The following is a 19325-nucleotide window of genomic DNA, read 5'->3' on the forward strand; positions in this document are numbered from 1 at the left end:
GACGGGAGTCCATCACTTGGAGCGCTCTCGATGTCAAGCACCGCAGGTGTCGCCGTACGGCACGGAGGGCAGGTACCGCCGCCATTCCGCCCGCGTCGGACCGCCGCCCGCCCGGTCGCACAACTCGGCCGCGCCCTCCTCGGGCCGCAACGGGACGCCCCGGTCGGCGAGATGAGGGGTGGCGATGCGCAACTCCCTTGCTCCGGAGGTGAATCCGAGGGCGAGCACCGGGCCGTCACCGGCCGGTACCGTCGCCGGGGACAGCCGGGTGCGGTCCGTCTCCCACACCTGCACGAAACCGTCGGCGGTGCTCGCCGCGAACAACGACCCGTCGGCGGAGAAGGCCGGCGCCGACTCGACCACGGTGGCACCGGCCGGCCTGAGCACCGCGAGCCGACGCCAGGTGCGCGCGTCCCACAGGGTGAGGCGGCCGTTCATGTCCTCGGCGGCGAGCAGGCGGCCGTCGGGGCTGAAGACGGCGGTGCGCAGCAGGTCCTCGCCGGTCACTCCGCCCGTCCGCCGCCTGCCGGTGAGGACGTCCAGCAGCCCGCCCTCGTGGGTGAGCGCGGTCCGGCCGGTGGCGTCGGCCGCGAGCGTCTGCTCCCCGTGGACGACCGGCGGCCGACGGGCCGCCACCGGCCTGCCGCGGGTGTCGAACGCGGCCCGGTCCGCCGGCTTCCGCTGCCAGGCCGCCCCCAGCAGCCCGTGCGGGGAGAGGGTGTGCACGGTGCTGGTCCGGCCGCCTTCGAGGTAGCGCAGGACGCCCGCCGCCGGGTCCAGCCGGAGCGCGCCGACGGACGAACCGGCCGCCGGGAAGGTGAGCAGGGGCGTGCGGACGCTGTCGTCGGCGGGGGCCGGGAGGTCCGTGCGCCACAGGGCGAAGGAGCCGGAGGTCCAGGTCAGGGCGTAGGCGCCCCGGAAGACGACGGACTGCGCGCCGTCGGCGAGCGGCAGCCGTGGGCGTTCCCGGCCCGTGCGGAAGTCCCAGGTCACGACACCCTCGGGGGTGGCGGCCGCCACGGCGTCGCCGTCCGGGGTGAAGAGCACCTCCTCCCCCTGGCAGAGCAGCTTCTCGGTGTCCCGGGGCGGGCGGGTGCCGAGCGGGCGGCCGGTGGCGAGGTCGAGGACCCGCAGCCGGGTTCCGTCCTGTCCGCACCAGGCGAGATGGCGCTCGTCGGGACTGAGCGGCGGCAGCGGGCCGTCGTCCGCGCCGTCCGGGGAGCGGTGCAGCGGGCGTTGCCGGTCCACGTCCCACAGCTCCAGGGTGGCGCGGCCGCCGCCGGGGTCGTGGGCCGGGCGCCGGACGAGGAAGGTGTGTCCGCTCGGCCCGAACTCCCCCTCGGTGTCCCGCCAGGGACCGGTCGCCAGCCGCCGGGTACGGCCGTCGGCGAGCGAACGGACCACCGTGCCGGAGCCGCCGGGCGCCCGGTAGGCGATCAGCCGGCCGTCGTCGCTGACCGCGACCACGCTCTCGGACAGACCGGGCCGGTCCACCGAGCGGAGGCGCCGGTGGGTGCGGACATCCCACTGCACGGCCCGGTCGTGGGCCACCACCGTCAGGATCCGCCCGTCCGTGCTGAGCCAGGCGGGCGCATTCAGCGCCCGGCCGCCCTCCTCGGGCTGCGTGAACACGTCCAGCTCGCTCTGCGCGACGGCCGAACGCAGTGCCTGCCGGGTCTCCGGCAGATCGGCGGTGCGCCAGGCGGCCAGGGCCAGCCGCATCGCCGTGCGCGGTTCGGATGTGCGCAGGCCGTCCACGAGGGCGGCCACCCGGCGGGCCTCGGCCTGGTCCCGCTGCCGGGCGCTGACCCCGCTCTGCCGCCAGGCCACGGCACCCGCCGCCAGGGCCAGACACAGCAGCACCGCGAGCGCGCCGGTCAGCGCCCGCAGCCGGCGCCCCGCCCGGACGGCGGCCCGCCGTCCGTGGTCGTACGACGCGACGCTCGCCGCCAGGAACTCCCGCTCCGGCGGACTCAACTCCCCTTGATACGGCCCCTCGTCGGCGAACGCCTCCCGGGCCTCGGTCAGCCGCACCCCCCGGTACAGCGCCCCCGCGTCCCTCCCCAGCTCCGCCCAGGCGGCCGCCGCCTCGGTGAGCCGGCGGTGGGCGCGCAGGCGTTCGCGGTCGGCGTCGATCCAGCCGCGCAGCCGGGGCCAGGCGGCGAGCAGGGCCTCGTGGGCGAGGTCGACCGTATCGCCGTCGACGGTCAGCAGCCGGGCCCGGACGAGCCGTTCGAGAACGCGGGCGGTGACGGGGCCGGTGCCGAGTTCGGCGCGACGGGCCGGGCGGCGGGTGTCGCCGGTGCCGTCGCCGGGGTTGACCAGACGCAGCAGCAGGGCGCGGAGGGCGGCGGCCTCGGCCGGGGTGCAACGGCCGTGGAGTTCCTCGGCGGTGTGGGCGACGGCGCCCCGGACCCCGCCGACCGCCTCGTACGCGGCGAGGGTGAGGGTCTTGGCGGTGCGCCGGCGCCAGACCTCGCGCAGGGCGTGGGCCATCAGCGGGAGTCCACCGGGCTCTCCGCTGACGTCGGCGACGATCCGGGCGGTCAGGGCGCGTTCGACGACGTGCTGCCGGGCGGCGGCGGGCCGGACCACCGCCTCCCGCAGCCGGTGCGGCGGCATCGGCCCGACCAGCAGCGTGGTCTCGCGCAACGCCTCGGCGAGTCCGGGGTGTTCGGCGCAGTGGGCGTAGAAGTCGGCGCGTACGGCGAGCAGTACGCGCAGCCGGGGGTCGGCGGCCAGCAACCGGCCGATGAACAGCTCGCGTTCGGCGGGGTCGGCGCAGAGCGCGAAGACCTCCTCGAACTGGTCGACGACGAGCAGCGTGTCGCCGGGCGCGTCGTGCGGGGTGAGCAGGGCCTCGTGGACGCGGGCGGGACGGGCGCCCGGGGTGAGGATCCGGATCGCGGCGGGCCCGTGCTCCGCGTCCGCCGACTCCCGCAGCGCGGGGACCAGTCCGGCCCGCAGCAGTGAGGACTTGCCGCTGCCCGAGGCGCCGACCACCGCGCCGAACCGGAAACGCCGGGTGTGCGCGACCAGGTCGGCGACCAGGTCGTCCCGGCCGTGGAAGTGCTCCCGGTCGCCCGTCTCGAACCGGGCGAGCCCCGGATAGGGACCGCGCTCGTCGTCCTCGGCGGCCTCGGCGCCCGCGGCCTCGGCGGCGGCCGCCCGCCAGCGCCGCTCCCACTCCTCGGGATCGCCGTCGCACGCGACGGCGTACGCGATCGCCACCGGCAGGGTGGGCAGCCGTTCCCCGGCGGCCGCCGCGGAGAGCGTGGGGCCCGAGTACCCGGCCCGCAGCCCCATCGCCCGATAGGTCGGCGTACCCGCCTCGTCCCGCAGTTTGCGCAGCTCGAAGGCGAACCGCTGCACCGCCCCCGCCGCCGGATCCAGCGGTTTCTCCCTGCGCCCCATCCACGTCTCCCCCGTCGACAGCAACCCGCCCCAACCTAACCGGAATTGATAGCGAGGCCGGTTCGGGGCTGCCCATCAATCCGACGACCGCTGAACTCGCCGGTGCACCCGCCCCCGACCTGCACCGGAGCCCGTCATCGCCACCCTCCACGCCCCGCGCACCGCACTCCCGGCCGCCCCGGCTCCCGCCCGGCACCGCCCGGTCCACGCCCTGGGCCCGGTCGCCCTCTCACTGGCGCTGGGCCTGTGGGGCCTGCGACGCGGCGGCAGCATCTGGCGGGACGAGGTGGTGACATATGACATGGCACAGCGCCGGCCCCCCGACCTGGCGCACGCCCTGGAGCGGGCCGACGCCGTCCACGGCCTCTACTACTTCCTCACCCACGCCCTGTTCCGCCTCTTCGCAGGCGCCGACCCGCTCGTCCTGCTGCGGCTGCCCGCCGTCCTGGCCACCGCCGTCACGGCCGGCCTGCTCACCCTGCTCGGCACCCGGCTGGCGGGACCACGGACCGGGCTGCTCGCCGGCCTGGCGTTCGCGGTGCTGCCGCCGGTCCAGCGGTACGCGCAGGAGGGCAGGTCGTACGCGCTGGTCTGCGCGCTGGTGGTGTGGTCGTCGTACCTGCTGATCCGGGCCGTGGACACCCGGACCGCCCGCACCACCCGGGCCCGGACCCGGGCCTGGGCCGGATACGGCGCCGTCCTGCTGACCGCCTGCCTGCTGCACGAGTTCGCGGTGCTGGTGCTCGCCGCGCACGCCGTGGCCGTACCGCGCGAGGCGCGGCGCGCCTGGGCGAGGACGGCGTGCGTGGTCGTCGGCGCGCTGGCGCCCCTCGCCGTGCTCAGCATGCGGCAGTCGGCGCAGGTGGCGTGGATCGGCGGGCTGGGGACCGGGGCGCTGCTGGGGATCGCCGCGGTGGCGGTGCCCGGGTGCGCCGCCGCGCCGTTCCTGCCCAGGCCCGTCGTCCGTCTGGCCCTGCCGCTGGCCGTGCTCCCGGCCGGCCTGCTGATGCTGGTGTCGCTGGTCAAGCCGTTGTACGTCGACCGGTACGTCCTCTACGGCCAGGCCGGCACCGCCCTGCTGATCGGCGCCGCGCTGGACCGGCTGACCCGGGCCGGCGGCACCCGCCGGGCAGCCGCGCTGCTCGCCACCGCGGCGGCGATCGTCGTGCTGCTCCCCGTCTCCGTGCAGCTGCGCACCCCCGGCAGCCGCATCGACGACGCCACCGCCATCGACGCGGCCGTCCGCACGGCGGGCGAGGGCGCCGACGGCATCCTCTACCTGCCCGCCCGCCGCCGAGTGTGGTCCCTCGCCGACCCGAGCACCGTACGCGGCCTGCGCGACCTCGCCCTCAACCGCACCCCGGAGGCCTCCGGCACGCTGTACGGCACGGAGGTCGGCCCGTCCATGATCCGCGCCCGGCTGCGCACCGCCCACCGGATCGTCGTCCTGCGGGATCCGGCGGGGCAGCCACTGGACACGACACCCGGCGAGGTGGCGAAGCGCAGGATCCTCGCCGAACGGTTCGAGGAGTGCGGGACGCGTTCGGTGCACGGGGGGCGGGTGAGCGTGTACGCACGCCGCTGCTGAGCAAAGCGCCCCGTCAGGGGCGCGGGGCTGTATTGCCTATGCGGCTACCGCCGCGTGGGCGCGACCAGCCACGACGGCGCCGCAGACGCACGAGGGCCACCACGGCACTTCCAGCCGACCGGTCAAGCGGGCCGCACGGCCGTGTGCACCGTCCGGGCCCCGAGGACGAACAGGTCCGACCTGCGTTGCAGGCTCGCCGGGTCGGCCGGGTCGAGGAGCCGGTCCAGGGTGGCGCGGTCGTCGGTGTCGAGGGCCTCGCCGACCGTGTCCCGCAGCCGGGAGAAGATCTCGGTGGCGTAGGCACGGGCCCGGTCGGAGGCCGGGGCGGGCAGGTCGATGAGGAAGCTGCGGCTGCGGGTGTGCTTGAGCCCGGCGGAGCCGAGCAGCGCGGGCCAGTCCTCGGCCTCGGTGACCGAGCCGGGCAGGTCGGTACGCATCTGCTCGAACCAGCCCTCCAGCAGCGCGTCCAGCCGCGCCTGCAGCCCGGGCCGGCCGATGCCGATGTCCCGGGGCAGGAAACGGCTGGGCAGGCCGCCCTCCAGGATGGCCAGCGTGCCGCCGGGGGCCAGCCGCTCGGCGAAGGCGGTGAGCGCGGCCCGCTGGTCGCCGAGGTGGTGCAGGCTGTGCCCGGCCCAGAGCAGATCCGCCGGGTAGTCCAACTCGTCCAGCACGCCCGGAAGTTCACCGGCGAGCACATCGAAGCGGTCGGCCACGCCCTGTCGCTCGGCACGGGCCCTGGCCCGGTCGAGGAGCGGTTCGCTGCCGTCCACGGCCAGCACCCGCGCCCCCGGGAAGGCCTCGGCGAACAGACACGACACCACGCCGGGCCCGCTGCCCAGGTCGACGATCAGCCCCGGCTCGGTGACCTCCTTGCCGAGCCAGCCCAGGGCGTTCTCGTAGAGGGGGGCGAAGAGTTCCGCCTGCGACTCCAGGTGAGGGGCCATCTCGGCCCAGTCGATGTCCGTGTGGGAGTGATCGTGGGTGTGGGTGTGGGTCTTGGTCTCGGTGTGCTGGTGGTGGTCGTGCGCCATGGGCTCAGCCTCTCGTCCGGGTGCCGTCAGCGTGCGCCGACGCACCGGCCGGAGGCCAGTCCTGTTGCCGGTGCGGCAAAAAACAGGATGCGTACGGCAAGGCGGCGGGGCCACGATGGCCGCATGGACGACGAGCTGGTCGAGCGCTTCCTGACCGACGGTTTCGTGAAGATCGAGGGCGCGTTCCCGGCGCGCGTCGCCGAGGGGTGCGCCCGGCTGCTCTGGCGGGAGACGGGATACGACCCCGAGGACCCGGGCACCTGGAAGGATCCGGTGGTCTGGGTGGGCGGCAAGGCGGACGGCCCGTTCGCCGCCGCCCCCAACTCCCAGGCCCTGCACGACGCGTTCGACCTGCTGGTCGGTGAGCGGCGCTGGGATCCGCGCTATTCGCTGGGCGCCTTCCCGCTGCGGTTCCCGCACGAGGAGGAGCCGGACGACGCGGGCTGGCACATCGACACCAGTTTCATGCCGGAGGGCGCCACCGACTGGTACGCCAACCTGTGGTCCCGTGAGCGGGCGCTGCTGATGCTGTTCCTGTTCAGCGAGGTGACCGAGGAGGACGCGCCGACCCGCATCCGGGTCGGCTCGCACCTGGACGTGCCACGGATCCTGGAGCCGTACGGCGAGCGGGGCGCCACCCTCCAGGAACTCGGTCCGAAGCTCGACGCGGCCTCCGCGCACCGCCCACTCGCCTACGCCACCGGGCGCCCGGGCGACGTCTACCTCTGTCACCCCTTCCTGGTCCACGCCGCCCAGCCGAACCACGGCACCCGCCCCCGTTTCCTGGCCCAGCCCCCGCTGTACCTGAACGCACCGCTGGAGCTGGACCGCCCGGACGGCAACCACTCACCAGTAGAGATCTCGGTCCGCCGGGGCCTGAAGGACTGACCCCGGCGGAACCGCGCCCCCGTAGGGGCGCGGGGAACTGCGCGACCAGCCACACACGGCCCGCAGCCTCGATCTCACCTCACCGAACCGTCACGACAACGGCGGGTACGCGTTCGCCATCAGCTGCTGGAACTGCGCCGAGAACCAGTGCCCGGACAGCGGCGCGTTAGGCAGCGCACCCGACATGCTGTTCCCGTTACGGGCGTTACCCGTGTACGTCGGGTCGCACATCTGGTCGAAGCCCTTGCCCTCGTCGTTCGGGATGGCGCTGCTGGACCCGTCGGACTCCCCCGGCGGCTTCATCCACACGTACGCGTCGATCCCGGTCGCCGGGCTGGCCTGCGGGCGCTCGCCGAGGCCGGCTCCGGCCTGGTTGCACCAGTTGCCGACGTGGATCCGGCGGTCGTAGCGGCCGCCGTCGACGTACGCGTCCACGCTGGTCGTCGGGCCGGGGCCGGCCGGACGGGCGCTGCCGCCCCAGCCGTTGCGGGAGGTGTCGATCAGCATGCCGATACCGGAGTTGAAGCCGACCGAGACCAGCTGGGTGCGGAAGGCCTGCGCGAAGGAGAGTTCGTCGACGTAGCGGTTCCAGTCGACCCACTTGGACTGGCGGACGGAGGTGCCGTTCACCGAGTCGTTGATGGTGAAGTTGTTCTCCTTCAGGGCGCTGTAGTTGGCCGTGTTGGTGATGAACCCGGCCACGTCGTCGACGGTCGCGCCCTCGCTGGTGGCCGCCTGCTTGAACAGGGTGGCCGCCGGGGCGAAGTTGTCGTCCCAGCCGAGCCAGCCGTGGTGGCCGGCGTCGAGGTAGTTGTAGACGTTCGGGATCGCGCCGAGCTTGGCGAGCGCGTAGCCGACGCCCTTCACGTAGTTGCCGTTGGCCAGCATGGTGTCGCAGTTGGCGGTGGCGGTGGCCCGGCTGCCGGTGTTGGTGACCAGGTTGGGCAGCGAGTCGATCTCGATGGTGGTGACGATCCGCAGCGAGGCGTACTTGCTGTCGGAGAGGATCGCCGCGATCGGGTCGATGAACTGCGTCTTGTACTTGTCGATCTCCGTCGCGCCGAGTTCGCCGTTGGAGGCGAGGGCCGCGCAGTCCCGGCCCGGAAGGTCGTAGACGACCAGCTGGACGACTTCCTCGCCGCTGCCCTTCTGGGCGAGCGCCGCGTCGAGGTGGGCGCGGAGCCCCATGCTGGTGCTGGTGCCGTTGATCGCGGCGATCCGGTCGAGCCAGACGCCGGTGGGCTGGTTGGAGATCCGGCTGCCGCCCGTCTCGGCTGCGGCCTTCGCCGACCATTCCGGGTTCACGTACACCTTGGCGCCGGAGTACGGGTTGTCGACCCGGGTCCCGGAGCCGCCACCGTTGCCCCCGCCACTGCCGCTGCCGTCGTCGACGTTGCAGGTGACGCCGTCGAGGGTGAAGGCGGTCGGGATCGCGTTCGTCCCGCTGTACGACCCGTTGAACCCGAAGCTGACCGAACCGCCGGTCGCCAGGGTGCCGTTGTAGGTCTCGTTGCTCGCGGTCACGGCGGTGCCGCTCTGCGCGATCTTGCTGTTCCAGTAGCTGGTCACCTGCTGGTTCCCGGCGTACGACCACTTCACCGCCCAACTCGACTTCGCGGCCGAGTTGTTGGTGACGGTGACGGCGGCGGTGAAACCGGAGCCCCAGTCGTTCTGGATCTTGTAGTCGACGGTGCAGGGGATCGCGGAGATCGCCGCCTCGGAGGACGGGGTCACGGCGACCGCGGGCCCGGACACCCCGGCGACGAGCGCCAGGGCGGCGAGTACCGCTGTTCTGGTACGACTCATGAGTGCGGGTTCCTTCTTCTTCGGTGGGCGTGCCTTCGGTGGGCGTGCCTTCTTCGGTGGGCGTGCCTACGGGTTGATCGCCCGCAGGTGGTCGCGCAGTCCGGCGCCGTACGCCGTGGGCGTACCGCTGTAGTCGGAGATCAGGGAGGGGCCGGAGGAGCAGTCCCAGGTGTTCCAGGTCCAGCCCAGGTAGGAGAGACCGCGGTCGTCGAACCACTTCATGACCTGGTCCACGAAGGCATGCGAGCAGGTGTTCTCGCCGATCTCCCCGGCGACCAGCGGTACTTGGGCCGCGACCGGGGCCAGGGTGGAGTTCCAGCAGCTCTCACTGGCGCAGGTGTTGAAGTTGTAGACGTGGTACGCGGCGACGAGATTGCCGGCCGGGTCGGTGGGCCGGTACGTCAGCCACTGGCTGAGGTCGTTGGAGTACGCGAGCCCGCCGATCATGATGACGTTCTTCGCGCCGGCGCCCCGGATGCCGTCCACCAGGTCCTGCATGCCGGCGACCTGGTACCCGATCCCGGAGCAGGTGCCGCCGTCGCGCCAGCACTCCCAGGCCTGGGTGGTCGTCGAGGTCGCCCGGTCCGGGTACGGCTCGTTGAACAGGTCGAACACGGCCGCCGGGTCGTCCTTGAAGGTACCGGCCACCGAGGACCAGAACGACGGGGTGTACTGGGCGTCCGGCATCGGCTTCTGGCAGGTGGCGTGCACGTCGGAGCAGCCCGCCGAGTTGCCGGTGTACTGGCCGTAGGACCAGTGGAGTTCCAGGATCGGTGTCATGCCGAACGACTCGACGCGGGCCACCAGGTCCTTGACGGCGTTGATGTAATTGGCGCCGCCGTACTCGGACTTGACGTTGGACAGGCCGAGCCAGCACTCCTCGTTGAGCGGGATGCGGACGGCATTGGCCTTCCAGTCGGCGATCGCCTTGATCGCCGCGTCGTCGACCGGGCCGTCCCAGATCCCGTAGCCCTGCACGCACATGAACTCGCCGCCGGAGCGGTTCACCCCGAGCAGGCGGTGGGCGGTGCCCTCGGCGTCCACCAGCTTGGTGCCGGAGACGTGCAGGGCCGGGGCCGACCCGGTGGCGGGCGGCTCGGTGGGCGTCGGAGTCGGGGTCGGCTCCGAGTCCACGTTGCAGGTGGTGCCGTTGAGCCTGAAGGCCGTCGGTACGGCGTTGCTCCCCGACCAGGAGCCGAGGAACCCGGCGCTGACGCTCGCGCCGGTGGCGAGGGAGCCGTTCCAGCTCTCGTTCGCGGCGGTGACCGTCGTACCGGACTGGGACCACTTGGCGCTCCAGCCCTGGGTGACCTTCTGGCCGTTCGCGAAGTCGAAGCCCAGGCTCCAACTGCTCATCGCGGCCATGTTGTTGGTGATGGTCACGGAGCCCTGGAAGCCGGTGTCCCACTGGCCGGTGACCGTGTACTGCACCGTGCACGCCGGCGTCGCACCGGACGCCGACACCACCGGTACCAGCGCGGACCCGACGAGGGCGACCGCACCGGCGACGGCTAAAAGAACTGAACGCGGGGGGTGTCGCATGAGCGACTCCTTGCAGCTCGGGCGCGTCGTGACGGACGCGTCGACTGAACGGAATCGCTCCCACTGGTGCGAAGGAAGGTAGCGCCAAGCGACTGCAAAGAACAGGGGAGTTGCTTGACTTTTCTCCAGGGGGCTTCGTCGAATCTTTTCGACTCTTCAACTGCCTTGACCGCACCATGCCACGTCTCCACTATGGGAGCGCTCCCACTGGTTCAAGCCTTGACTTCTCCCCCGAGCCGCAAGCGCAAGGAGGAACCAGCACATGCATCCCGCACATCCCGGAGGTACCGGGCGGCGGCGCAGAGCCGTGCGCCGCCTGTGGACGGCGGTCGTCGCCGCCCTCGCCCTGCCGCTGTCGATGCTCGCCACCGGAACGACTCCCGCCCAGGCGGCGACGGTCCAGTGCAGCGTCGACTACAAGACCAACGACTGGGGCACCGGCTTCACCGCCGACCTCACGATCACCAACCGCGGTACGGACGCGATCAGCGGCTGGACGCTGACGTACGCGTACACGGGCAACCAGAAGCTGTCGAACGGCTGGAACGGCACCTGGTCCCAGTCCGGCACCTCGGTCACGGTGCAGAACGCGTCGTACAACGGCACGATCGCGGCGGGCGCCGCCGTGTCGACGGGCGCGCAGTTCTCGTACACCGGCGGCAACACGGCGCCGACGAGCTTCGCGATCAACGGCACCACCTGCGCCGGCGCGCACCAGCCGCCGGTCACCGTGCTGACCAGTCCGACCGCGGGCGCGGTGTACACCCAGGGCGACGCGGTGCCGCTGGCGGCGACCGCGGCGGCGGCCGACGGCGCGACGATCAGCAAGATGGAGTTCTACGACGACACCACCCTGCTGGGGACCGACACGTCGTCGCCGTACTCGCTCTCGGTCTCCAGTTTGACCGTGGGCAGTCATTCCCTGGTGGCGAAGGCGTACGACAGCCTGGGCGCGTCCGCGTCCTCGACGCCGGTGGGCATCACGGTCGCCTCGGGCCCCGCGCTGGTGGCCTCGCCGACCCAGCTGGGCATCCAGCAGGGTGCGACGGGCACCTTCGGGGTGAGCCTGTCGAAGCAGCCGAGCGCGAATGTGACGGTGTCCGTGGCCCGCGCGAGCGGCAACACCGGCCTTTCGGTGAGCGCCGGTTCGTCGCTGACGTTCACGCCGTCCAACTGGAGCACCGCGCAGAACGTGACCATCGCGGCGGACTCCTCCGGCACCGGCACCGCGACCTTCACGGCGTCCGCGACCGGCTACACCGGCGCGACGGTCACCGTGACGGAACTGGCCGCCTCGAAGGCGTACGACGCGCGCTTCCTGGATCTCTACGGGAAGATCACCAACCCGGCGAACGGCTACTTCTCCCCCGAGGGCATCCCCTACCACTCGGTCGAGACGCTGATCGTCGAGGCCCCCGACCAGGGCCACGAGACCACCTCCGAGGCGTACAGCTACCTTCTCTGGCTGCAGGCCATGTACGGCAAGGTCACCGGTGACTGGTCCAAGTTCAACGGCGCGTGGGCCCTCATGGAGAAGTACATGATCCCCACCCACGCCGACCAGCCGACCAACTCCTTCTACAACGCGTCCAAACCGGCCACCTACGCACCCGAGCTGGACACCCCGAACGAGTACCCGGCGAAGCTGGACACCTCGGTGCCGGTGGGCTCGGACCCGATCGCCGCCGAACTGAAGTCCGCGTACGGCACGGACGACGTCTACGGCATGCACTGGCTGCAGGACGTCGACAACGTGTACGGCTACGGTGACACGCCGGGCGGCGGCTGCGAGGCGGGGCCGACGGCCGACGGTCCGTCGTACATCAACACCTTCCAGCGCGGTGCGCAGGAGTCGGTGTGGGAGACGGTTCCGCAGCCGACCTGCGACGCCTTCAAGTACGGCGGCACCAACGGCTACCTGGACCTGTTCACGGGCGACTCGTCCTACGCCAAGCAGTGGAAGTACACGGACGCCCCGGACGCCGACGCGCGTGCGGTGCAGGCCGCGTACTGGGCGGACGTGTGGGCCAAGCAGCAGGGCAAGGGCGGCGACGTCTCCGCGACCGTCGGCAAGGCGGCGAAGATGGGCGACTATCTGCGCTACGCCATGTACGACAAGTACTTCAAGAAGATCGGCAACTGTGTGGGGCCGACGACCTGCGCGGCCGGCACCGGCAAGGACGCCTCGGACTATCTGCTGTCCTGGTACTACGCGTGGGGCGGGGCGACCGACACCAGCGCGGGCTGGGCCTGGCGGATCGGGTCGAGCCATGTGCACGGCGGCTACCAGAACCCGCTCGCCGCGTACGCGCTCAGCTCGTACGCCGACCTGAAGCCCAAGTCGGCTACCGGGGCGACCGATTGGGGCACGTCCCTGACCCGGCAGCTGGAGTTCTACCGCTGGCTGCAGTCGTCCGAGGGCGCGATCGCCGGTGGCGCGACCAACAGCTGGCAGGGGCGGTACGCGAGCCCGCCGTCCGGTACGTCGACGTTCTACGGCATGTACTACGACTGGGAGCCGGTGTACCACGACCCGCCGTCCAACCAGTGGTTCGGCTTCCAGGCCTGGTCGATGGAGCGGGTCGCCGAGTACTACCAGCAGACCGGGAACGCGACGGCCAAGGCGATCCTCGACAAGTGGGTGGCCTGGGCGCTGTCCAAGACGACCGTCAACCCGGACGGCACGTACCAGATCCCCTCGACGCTTCAGTGGTCGGGCCAGCCCGACACCTGGAACGCGTCAAGTCCCGGATCCAACAGTGGACTTCATGTCACCGTCGCCGACTACACGAACGACGTGGGCGTGGCGGCCGCGTACGCCAAGACGTTGACGTACTACGCCGCCAAGTCCGGTGACGCGACGGCGAAGTCGACGGCCAAGGCGCTGCTCGACGGCATGTGGGGCCACTACCAGGACAGCCTGGGGATCGCGGTGCCGGAGACGCGGGCCGACTACAACCGGTTCGACGACACGGTGTACGTGCCGAGCGGGTGGTCCGGGAAGATGCCGAACGGGGACGCGATCAACTCGTCGTCGACGTTCGCGTCGCTGCGGAGCTTCTACAAGAGCGATCCCGCGTGGTCGAAGATCGAGAGCTATCTGGCGGGCGGGGCCGCGCCTGTCTTCACGTATCACCGGTTCTGGGCCCAGGCGGACATCGCCTTGGCCATGGGGTCGTACGCGGAACTTCTCGAATAGCCCCCGCCGGGCGCTCCGCAGGGTGGGCCGTGTGTCGGCTGCGGGTCCGTTTCGGCTGGTCGCGCAGTTCCTCCCCCAGGAACCGTCCGAAAGAGTTCCGCGTGCGTGGTCCCGCCACCTGACGGTGGGACCGACCGCCGGGCGATCCCCACCCGCACTGGGGGTCGCCCGGCATCTCTCACACCCGGCAGAAAGCGCTTGCCCTCCTGGAAAGGAACCCCGTGCGAAGAACCCGCATCCTCACGGCCGTGCTGGCTCTCGCGGCCGGTCTGCTCGCGGGCACCCCGCCCGCGCTCGCCGCCGCCCCTCAGGCGGCGCTCGCCGCCGACACCTACACCTGGAACAACGCCCGGATCGACGGCGGTGGATTCGTCCCCGGGATCGTCTTCAACCGCTCCGAGAAGAACCTCGCGTACGCCCGCACCGACATCGGCGGTGCCTACCGCTGGTCGGAGTCGACGAAGACCTGGACGCCGCTGCTGGACTCGGTCGGCTGGGACGAGTGGGGGCACACGGGTGTGGTGAGCCTGGCCTCCGACCCGGTCGCCCCGGACAAGGTGTACGCGGCCGTCGGGACGTACACCAACGGCTGGGACCCGACGAACGGCGCGGTGCTGCGCTCCGCCGACCGGGGCGCCAGCTGGCAGAAGACCGATCTGCCCTTCAAGCTGGGCGGAAACATGCCGGGCCGGGGCATGGGCGAGCGGCTGGCGATCGATCCGAACAAGGACAGCGTGCTGTACCTGGGCGCGCCGAGCGGCAAGGGGCTGTGGCGGTCGACGGACTCGGGGGTGACCTGGTCGCAGGTCACGAACTTCCCCAACGTCGGTAACTACGTGCAGGATTCGACCGACACCACCGGCTACGCCTCGGACAACCAGGGCATCGTGTGGGTCACCTTCGACGAGTCGACGGGGACGGCGGGCACGGCGACGAAGACGATCTACGTCGGGGTCGCCGACAAGGACAACGCGGTGTACCGCTCGACGGACGCGGGCGCGACCTGGACCCGGCTGGCCGGCCAGCCCACCGGGTACCTCGCCCACAAGGGCGTGCTGGACGCGAAGAACGGCTACCTGTATCTCGCGTACAGCGACAAGGGCGGGCCGTACGACGGTGGCAAGGGCCAGCTGTGGCGGTACGCGACGGCGACCGGCACCTGGACGAACATCAGCCCGGTCGCGGAGGCCGACACCTACTACGGGTTCAGCGGCCTGACGGTGGACCGGCAGCATCCCGGGACGGTGATGGCGACGGCCTACAGCTCCTGGTGGCCGGACACCCAGCTCTTCCGCTCCACGGACAGCGGGGCGACCTGGACGAAGGCCTGGGACTACACGTCGTACCCGAACCGCTCGAACCGCTACACGATCGACGTCTCGTCCTCCCCCTGGCTGACCTTCGGCGCGAACCCGTCACCGCCCGAACAGACCCCGAAACTGGGGTGGATGACGGAGTCGCTGGAGATCGACCCGTTCAACTCGGACCGGATGATGTACGGGACGGGGGCGACGCTCTACGGCACCGAGGACCTCACGAAGTGGGACAGCGGCGGCCAGTTCACGGTGAAGCCCATGGTGCAGGGGCTGGAGGAGACCTCGGTCGACGACCTGGCCGCTCCCCCGTCCGGCGGGGCGCGGCTCTTCAGCGCGCTGGGTGACATCGGCGGCTTCCGGCACACGGACCTCACCAAGGTCCCGTCGATGATGTACACGTCCCCGACGTTCACGACGACCACGAGCCTGGACTTCGCGGAGTCGAACCCGAACACGGTGGTCCGCGTGGGCAATCTGGACTCCGGCCCGCACATCGCGTTCTCGACGGACAACGGGGCCAACTGGTTCGCGGGGACGGATCCTTCGGGGGTGAGCGGTGGCGGCACGGTCGCCGCGGGCTCCGACGGAAGCCGGTTCGTGTGGAGCCCGGCGGGCTCGGGCGTGCAGTACACCACGGGCTTCGGCTCGTCCTGGTCGGCGTCGAGCGGCATCCCGGCGGGCGCGGCCGTGGAGTCCGACCGTGTCGACCCCAAGACCTTCTACGGCTTCAAGTCCGGCACGTTCTACGTCAGTTCGGACGGCGGAGCGACCTTCACGGCGTCCGCCGCGACCGGTTTGCCGAGCGGCGACAGCGTGCGGTTCAAGGCGCTGCCGGGGACGAAGGGCGACGTATGGCTGGCGGGCGGTGCGACGGGCGGCGCGTACGGCCTCTGGCACTCGACGAACGGCGGCACGACCTTCACCGAGCTCGCGAACGTCGACCAGGCCGACACGATCGGCTTCGGCAAGGCGGCGACCGGAGCGTCGTACCAGACCCTCTACACCAGCGCGAAGATCGGCGGCATCCGCGGCATCTTCCGCTCCACGGACGCGGGCGCGACCTGGACCCGGATCAACGACGACGCCCACCAGTGGGGCTGGACGGGCGCGGCCATCACGGGTGACCCGCGGATCTACGGCAGGGTGTACCTCTCGACGAACGGCCGGGGCGTGATCTACGGCGACACCGCCGGAGGCGACGACGGGGGCGGCGGGGGCGGCACGGATCCGACCCCGACCGGCGCCTGCACGGTCGCCTACACCATCACCAACCAGTGGACGGGCGGCTTCCAGGCGGACGTCCGGCTCACCAACACCGGTACCGCGTCCTGGAGCAGCTGGTCCCTCGGCTGGTCCTTCCCGAACGGCCAGACCGTCGGCCAGCTCTGGAACGCCGACTGGACCCAGTCCGGCGCGGCCGTGACCGCCAAGAACGTCAGCTGGAACGGCACGGTTGCCGCCGGCTCCTCGGTGTCCTTCGGCTTCACCGGCACCTGGACCGGCACCAACACCGAACCCACCACCTTCAAGCTGGGCGACCAGACCTGCACGGCCGCCTGACAACCGAGGGCGCGTGCCGCACCGGGCACGCGCCCTCTTCGTTTCAGGGTGTGTACACCGACGGCCGAGGTGCCGTCGTCATCCCGTCGCCGATGAAGAAGCTCGGGTGCGGGGGCTGGTTGTAGGCCGTGTTCTGCCAGGCGAGGGCGGTGCGGTACTGGGTGTCGTGGAGGAGGGTGGTGATCTTGGTGCTGGTCTCGTAGGGGGTGGAGTAGATGCGGAGGGCGGTGTTGTCGGTCGTGGGCCAGACGACCTCCTCGCGCCAGTCGCCGAGGATGTCGCCGGAGAGGGACGGGGTCGCCTTGGTGCCGTTGTTGGAGTGGACACCCGAGCCAGTCAGCAGACGGGTGTCGGCGGAGGTGCCGTACTTGTCGATGTGGGTGTCGTCGAGGAGTTCGCGGACCGGGTCGCCGTCCCACCAGGAGAGGAAGTTGGTGCTGGAGGGTTTGCGGGTGGCGACGATGGTGCCCTGCGGGTTGCGGACCCCGTCGGCGTGCGAGGACCAGGACTCGGCGCCCGCGCTGCCCGCCCAGATGTCGCCGGAGACACCGCGGCCGTTGTCGCCGTTGGGGTCGGTGGACCAGAGGATCTCGCCGGTCCTGGCGTCGGCCATCCAGGAGGACGGCTTGGAGCTGTCCTCGTCGACCTTGAACTCCTCCAGGCCGGGGCGGGAGGGGTCGAGGTCGCCGACGTGCAGGGCGTCGCCGTGGCCGTTCTTGGTGGTCCAGAGGCCGTAGCCGTTGTCGTCGACGGCCATCGAGCCGTACACGATCTCGTCCTTGCCGTCGCCGTCGACGTCCGCGACGGCGAGCTGGTGGTTGCCCTGGCCGTCGTAGCCCTTGCCGGTGTTGGTGGAGGAGTTGGTGTCGAAGGTCCAGCGGCGGGTGAAGGCGCCGTTCCGCCAGTCCCAGGCGGCGATGACCGTGCGGGTGTAGTAACCGCGCGCCATGATCAGGGAGGGCCGGGCGCCGTCCAGGTAGGCCGTGCCGGCGAGGAAGCGGTCGACGCGGTTGCCGTAGGAGTCGCCCCAGGAGGAGACCGTGCCACGTGCGGGGACGTAGTCGACGGTGCCCATCGCCTTGCCGGTCTGGCCGTTGAACATGGTCAGGTACTCGGGGCCGGAGAGGATGTAGCCGCTGGAGTTGCGGTAGTCGGCCGAGGCGCTGCCGATCACGGCTCCGGTGCCGTCGACCGTGCCGTCCGCCGTCTTCATGGCGACCTCGGCCTTGCCGTCGCCGTCGTAGTCGTACACCTGGAACTGGGTGTAGTGGGCGCCGGAGCGGATGTTCCGGCCCAGGTCGATGCGCCACAGGCGGGTGCCGTCGAGTTTGACTCCGTCGAGGACGGTGTCGCCGGTGTAGCCGGACTGGGAGTTGTCCTTGGCGTTGGTGGGCTGCCACTTGAGGACGAAGTCCAGCTGGCCGTCGCCGTCGAGGTCGCCGACGGAGGCGTCGTTGGCCTCGTAGGTGTAGGAGACGCCGTCGGGGGTGGTGCCGCCGGCGGGCGGTGTGATCGGGACGTCCTTGTAGCCGGCGCGGAACTGGATCGCGTGGACCGAGTCGGCCTGTTCGACGCCGTTCACGATCGCGCGGACGGTGTAGTCGGCCTGGGCCGGGGCGCCGGAGTGGAAGTAGTTCGTGGAGCCGGTGACCGGGGTCGAGTTGACCTTGGTGCCGGCGCGGTAGACGTTGAAGGAGACGTCGTCGGGGTCGGTGCCCAGCCAGCGCCAGCTGACCAGGTTGCCGGCGTCGGTGTGGACGCTGACCACGCCCCGGTCCAGGGCTTCGACCTGGCGGGCGGTGGCCGCTTCGGCGGGGGTCGTCGTGGTGAGGGCGGTGAGGCCGGCGGCGATCAGGGCGGCCGCGGCGGTCAGTGCCGACAGCGCGGCGGAACGGCGTCTGCGATGCGGGTGCTGCACGGGGGTACCTCCCGGGCGGGGCGGACGGATTCCCCTCTCAGTGGCCGCCGTCCGGCTCGGCGTTGCCGTATCTTTCGGCCAGTTCGGCGACCGTCCGGGCGATACGTTCGCGCAGCTCGGGCGGGCCCAGGACCTCGATGTCCGTGCCCAGGCGGAGGAATTCGGCTACGGCGCGGTCGGCCGACTCGACGGGGACCCGGGCGAGCGTCCAGGCGTCGGCCGTCCCGGCCGGCGTCGCTCGCGGGAGGGCCGCGGTCGTCCCGACCGGTTCCGCTCTCGGGAGGGTCACCCCGGGCGCCAGCCGGACCAGTGCCTCGGCGCTGAACAGCCGGTCGTGGAAATCGCGTTGGTAGGCCGTCCAGTACGCGGCCAGGTCGAAGTCGTCGGGGCGGGTGAACTCCGCACCCGGGACGGTGAGTTCGAGGATCTGGTCGACGCGGAAGGTGCGCGGGCCCGGGCCCGCGACGACGTACCAGCGGCCGGCCTTCAGGACGAGTCCGTACGGTTCCAGGCGGCGGTCCGCGTCGGTCGGTTCGGCCCAGCGGCGGTAACGGACGTGCAGGACACGGCTGTTCCAGACCGCGTCGGCGACCGCCGGGAGGTACGGCGCCTCCTCGCCGTCCGCGTACCAGCCGGGGGCGTCGAGGTGGAAGCGGCCGCTGATCCGGTCGGCGTGGGCGCGCAGCTCCGGCGGCAGGGCGGCGCGGACCTTGAGCTGGGCGGCGGCAAGGACCGGGCCGAGCCCGAGGTCGGCGGCGGGGCCGGGGGCACCGGCCAGGAAGAGGGCCTCGGCCTCCCCCGTGGTGAGGCCGGTGAGCCGGGTGCGCCAGCCGTCGAGGAGGCGGTAGCCGCCGGCGTGGCCCGCGTCGCCGTACAGCGGGACACCGGCCGCGCCCAGCGCCTCGACGTCCCGGTAGACCGTGCGGACGGACACCTCCAGCTCCTCGGCGAGCTGGGCGGCGGTCATCCGGCCCCGGGTCTGGAGCAGGAGGAGGATCGAGACGAGCCGGCTGGACCTCATCGCCCCAGGATGCCGGTTTCCACTGACAGAAGGTGTCAGTGG

The 19325-nt window shown here is 71.8% G+C and carries 10 protein-coding genes; 4 read left to right on the plus strand and 6 right to left on the minus strand.

Translation table 11 applies throughout. The features are described from left to right. Nucleotides 1–33 precede the first annotated feature (33 nt). Nucleotides 34–3414 carry a hypothetical protein gene (locus tag ACIPSJ_RS48345; protein WP_401356146.1) on the minus strand — a complete coding sequence of 1127 codons (3381 nt, stop codon included), beginning with the start codon at nt 3412–3414 and terminating at the stop codon, nt 34–36. 301 nt (nt 3415–3715) lie between these two features. Here ACIPSJ_RS48345 and ACIPSJ_RS48350 point away from each other — a divergent pair, with 301 nt between their 5' ends. Next, entirely contained in the window at nt 3716–5002 is a 1287-nt protein-coding gene (locus tag ACIPSJ_RS48350; RefSeq protein WP_401356148.1) for a glycosyltransferase family 39 protein, read from the plus strand. Nucleotides 5003–5124: 122 nt separating this feature from the next. Here the strand turns inward: ACIPSJ_RS48350 and ACIPSJ_RS48355 are convergent, their stop codons facing one another. Continuing rightward, complete coding sequence (locus ACIPSJ_RS48355) at nt 5125–6033, minus strand: class I SAM-dependent methyltransferase (RefSeq protein ID WP_401356150.1); 909 nt, start codon at nt 6031–6033, stop codon at nt 5125–5127. A 123-nt stretch (nt 6034–6156) separates the two neighbouring features. Between ACIPSJ_RS48355 and ACIPSJ_RS48360 the strand changes: the two genes are divergently transcribed. After that, nucleotides 6157–6921, plus strand: coding sequence for a phytanoyl-CoA dioxygenase family protein (locus ACIPSJ_RS48360; protein WP_401356152.1), 765 nt, complete (start codon nt 6157–6159; stop codon nt 6919–6921). Nucleotides 6922–7011: 90 nt separating this feature from the next. Here ACIPSJ_RS48360 and ACIPSJ_RS48365 read toward each other — a convergent pair whose 3' ends face one another. Continuing rightward, the gene (locus ACIPSJ_RS48365) at nt 7012–8727 is read right to left on the minus strand and encodes a glycoside hydrolase family 6 protein (RefSeq protein ID WP_359214844.1); all 1716 of its coding nucleotides are present in this window, start codon (nt 8725–8727) and stop codon (nt 7012–7014) included. 66 nt (nt 8728–8793) lie between these two features. Beyond that, complete coding sequence (locus ACIPSJ_RS48370; RefSeq protein ID WP_401356154.1) at nt 8794–10269, minus strand: cellulose binding domain-containing protein; 1476 nt, start codon at nt 10267–10269, stop codon at nt 8794–8796. Nucleotides 10270–10531: 262 nt separating this feature from the next. Here ACIPSJ_RS48370 and ACIPSJ_RS48375 point away from each other — a divergent pair, with 262 nt between their 5' ends. Both ACIPSJ_RS48375 and ACIPSJ_RS48380 read left to right on the plus strand, forming a co-directional pair. Further along, entirely contained in the window at nt 10532–13468 is a 2937-nt protein-coding gene (locus ACIPSJ_RS48375) for a glycoside hydrolase family 48 protein (protein ID WP_401356157.1), read from the plus strand. Between the two features lie 221 nt (nt 13469–13689). After that, nucleotides 13690–16344, plus strand: coding sequence for a cellulose binding domain-containing protein (locus tag ACIPSJ_RS48380; protein ID WP_401356159.1), 2655 nt, complete (start codon nt 13690–13692; stop codon nt 16342–16344). A gap of 43 nt (nt 16345–16387) precedes the next feature. Here the strand turns inward: ACIPSJ_RS48380 and ACIPSJ_RS48385 are convergent, their stop codons facing one another. Together ACIPSJ_RS48385 and ACIPSJ_RS48390 are read right to left on the minus strand one after the other, a co-directional pair. Beyond that, the gene (locus ACIPSJ_RS48385; RefSeq protein WP_401356160.1) at nt 16388–18262 is read right to left on the minus strand and encodes a rhamnogalacturonan lyase; all 1875 of its coding nucleotides are present in this window, start codon (nt 18260–18262) and stop codon (nt 16388–16390) included. Between the two features lie 37 nt (nt 18263–18299). After that, nucleotides 18300–19283: a helix-turn-helix transcriptional regulator gene (locus ACIPSJ_RS48390; protein WP_401356162.1), complete on the minus strand. Its 984-nt coding sequence runs from the start codon at nt 19281–19283 to the stop codon at nt 18300–18302. Nucleotides 19284–19325 lie beyond the last annotated feature (42 nt).

The organism is Streptomyces sp. NPDC090088 (genome assembly GCF_044747345.1).
Classification (GTDB): Bacteria; Actinomycetota; Actinomycetes; order Streptomycetales; family Streptomycetaceae; genus Streptomyces.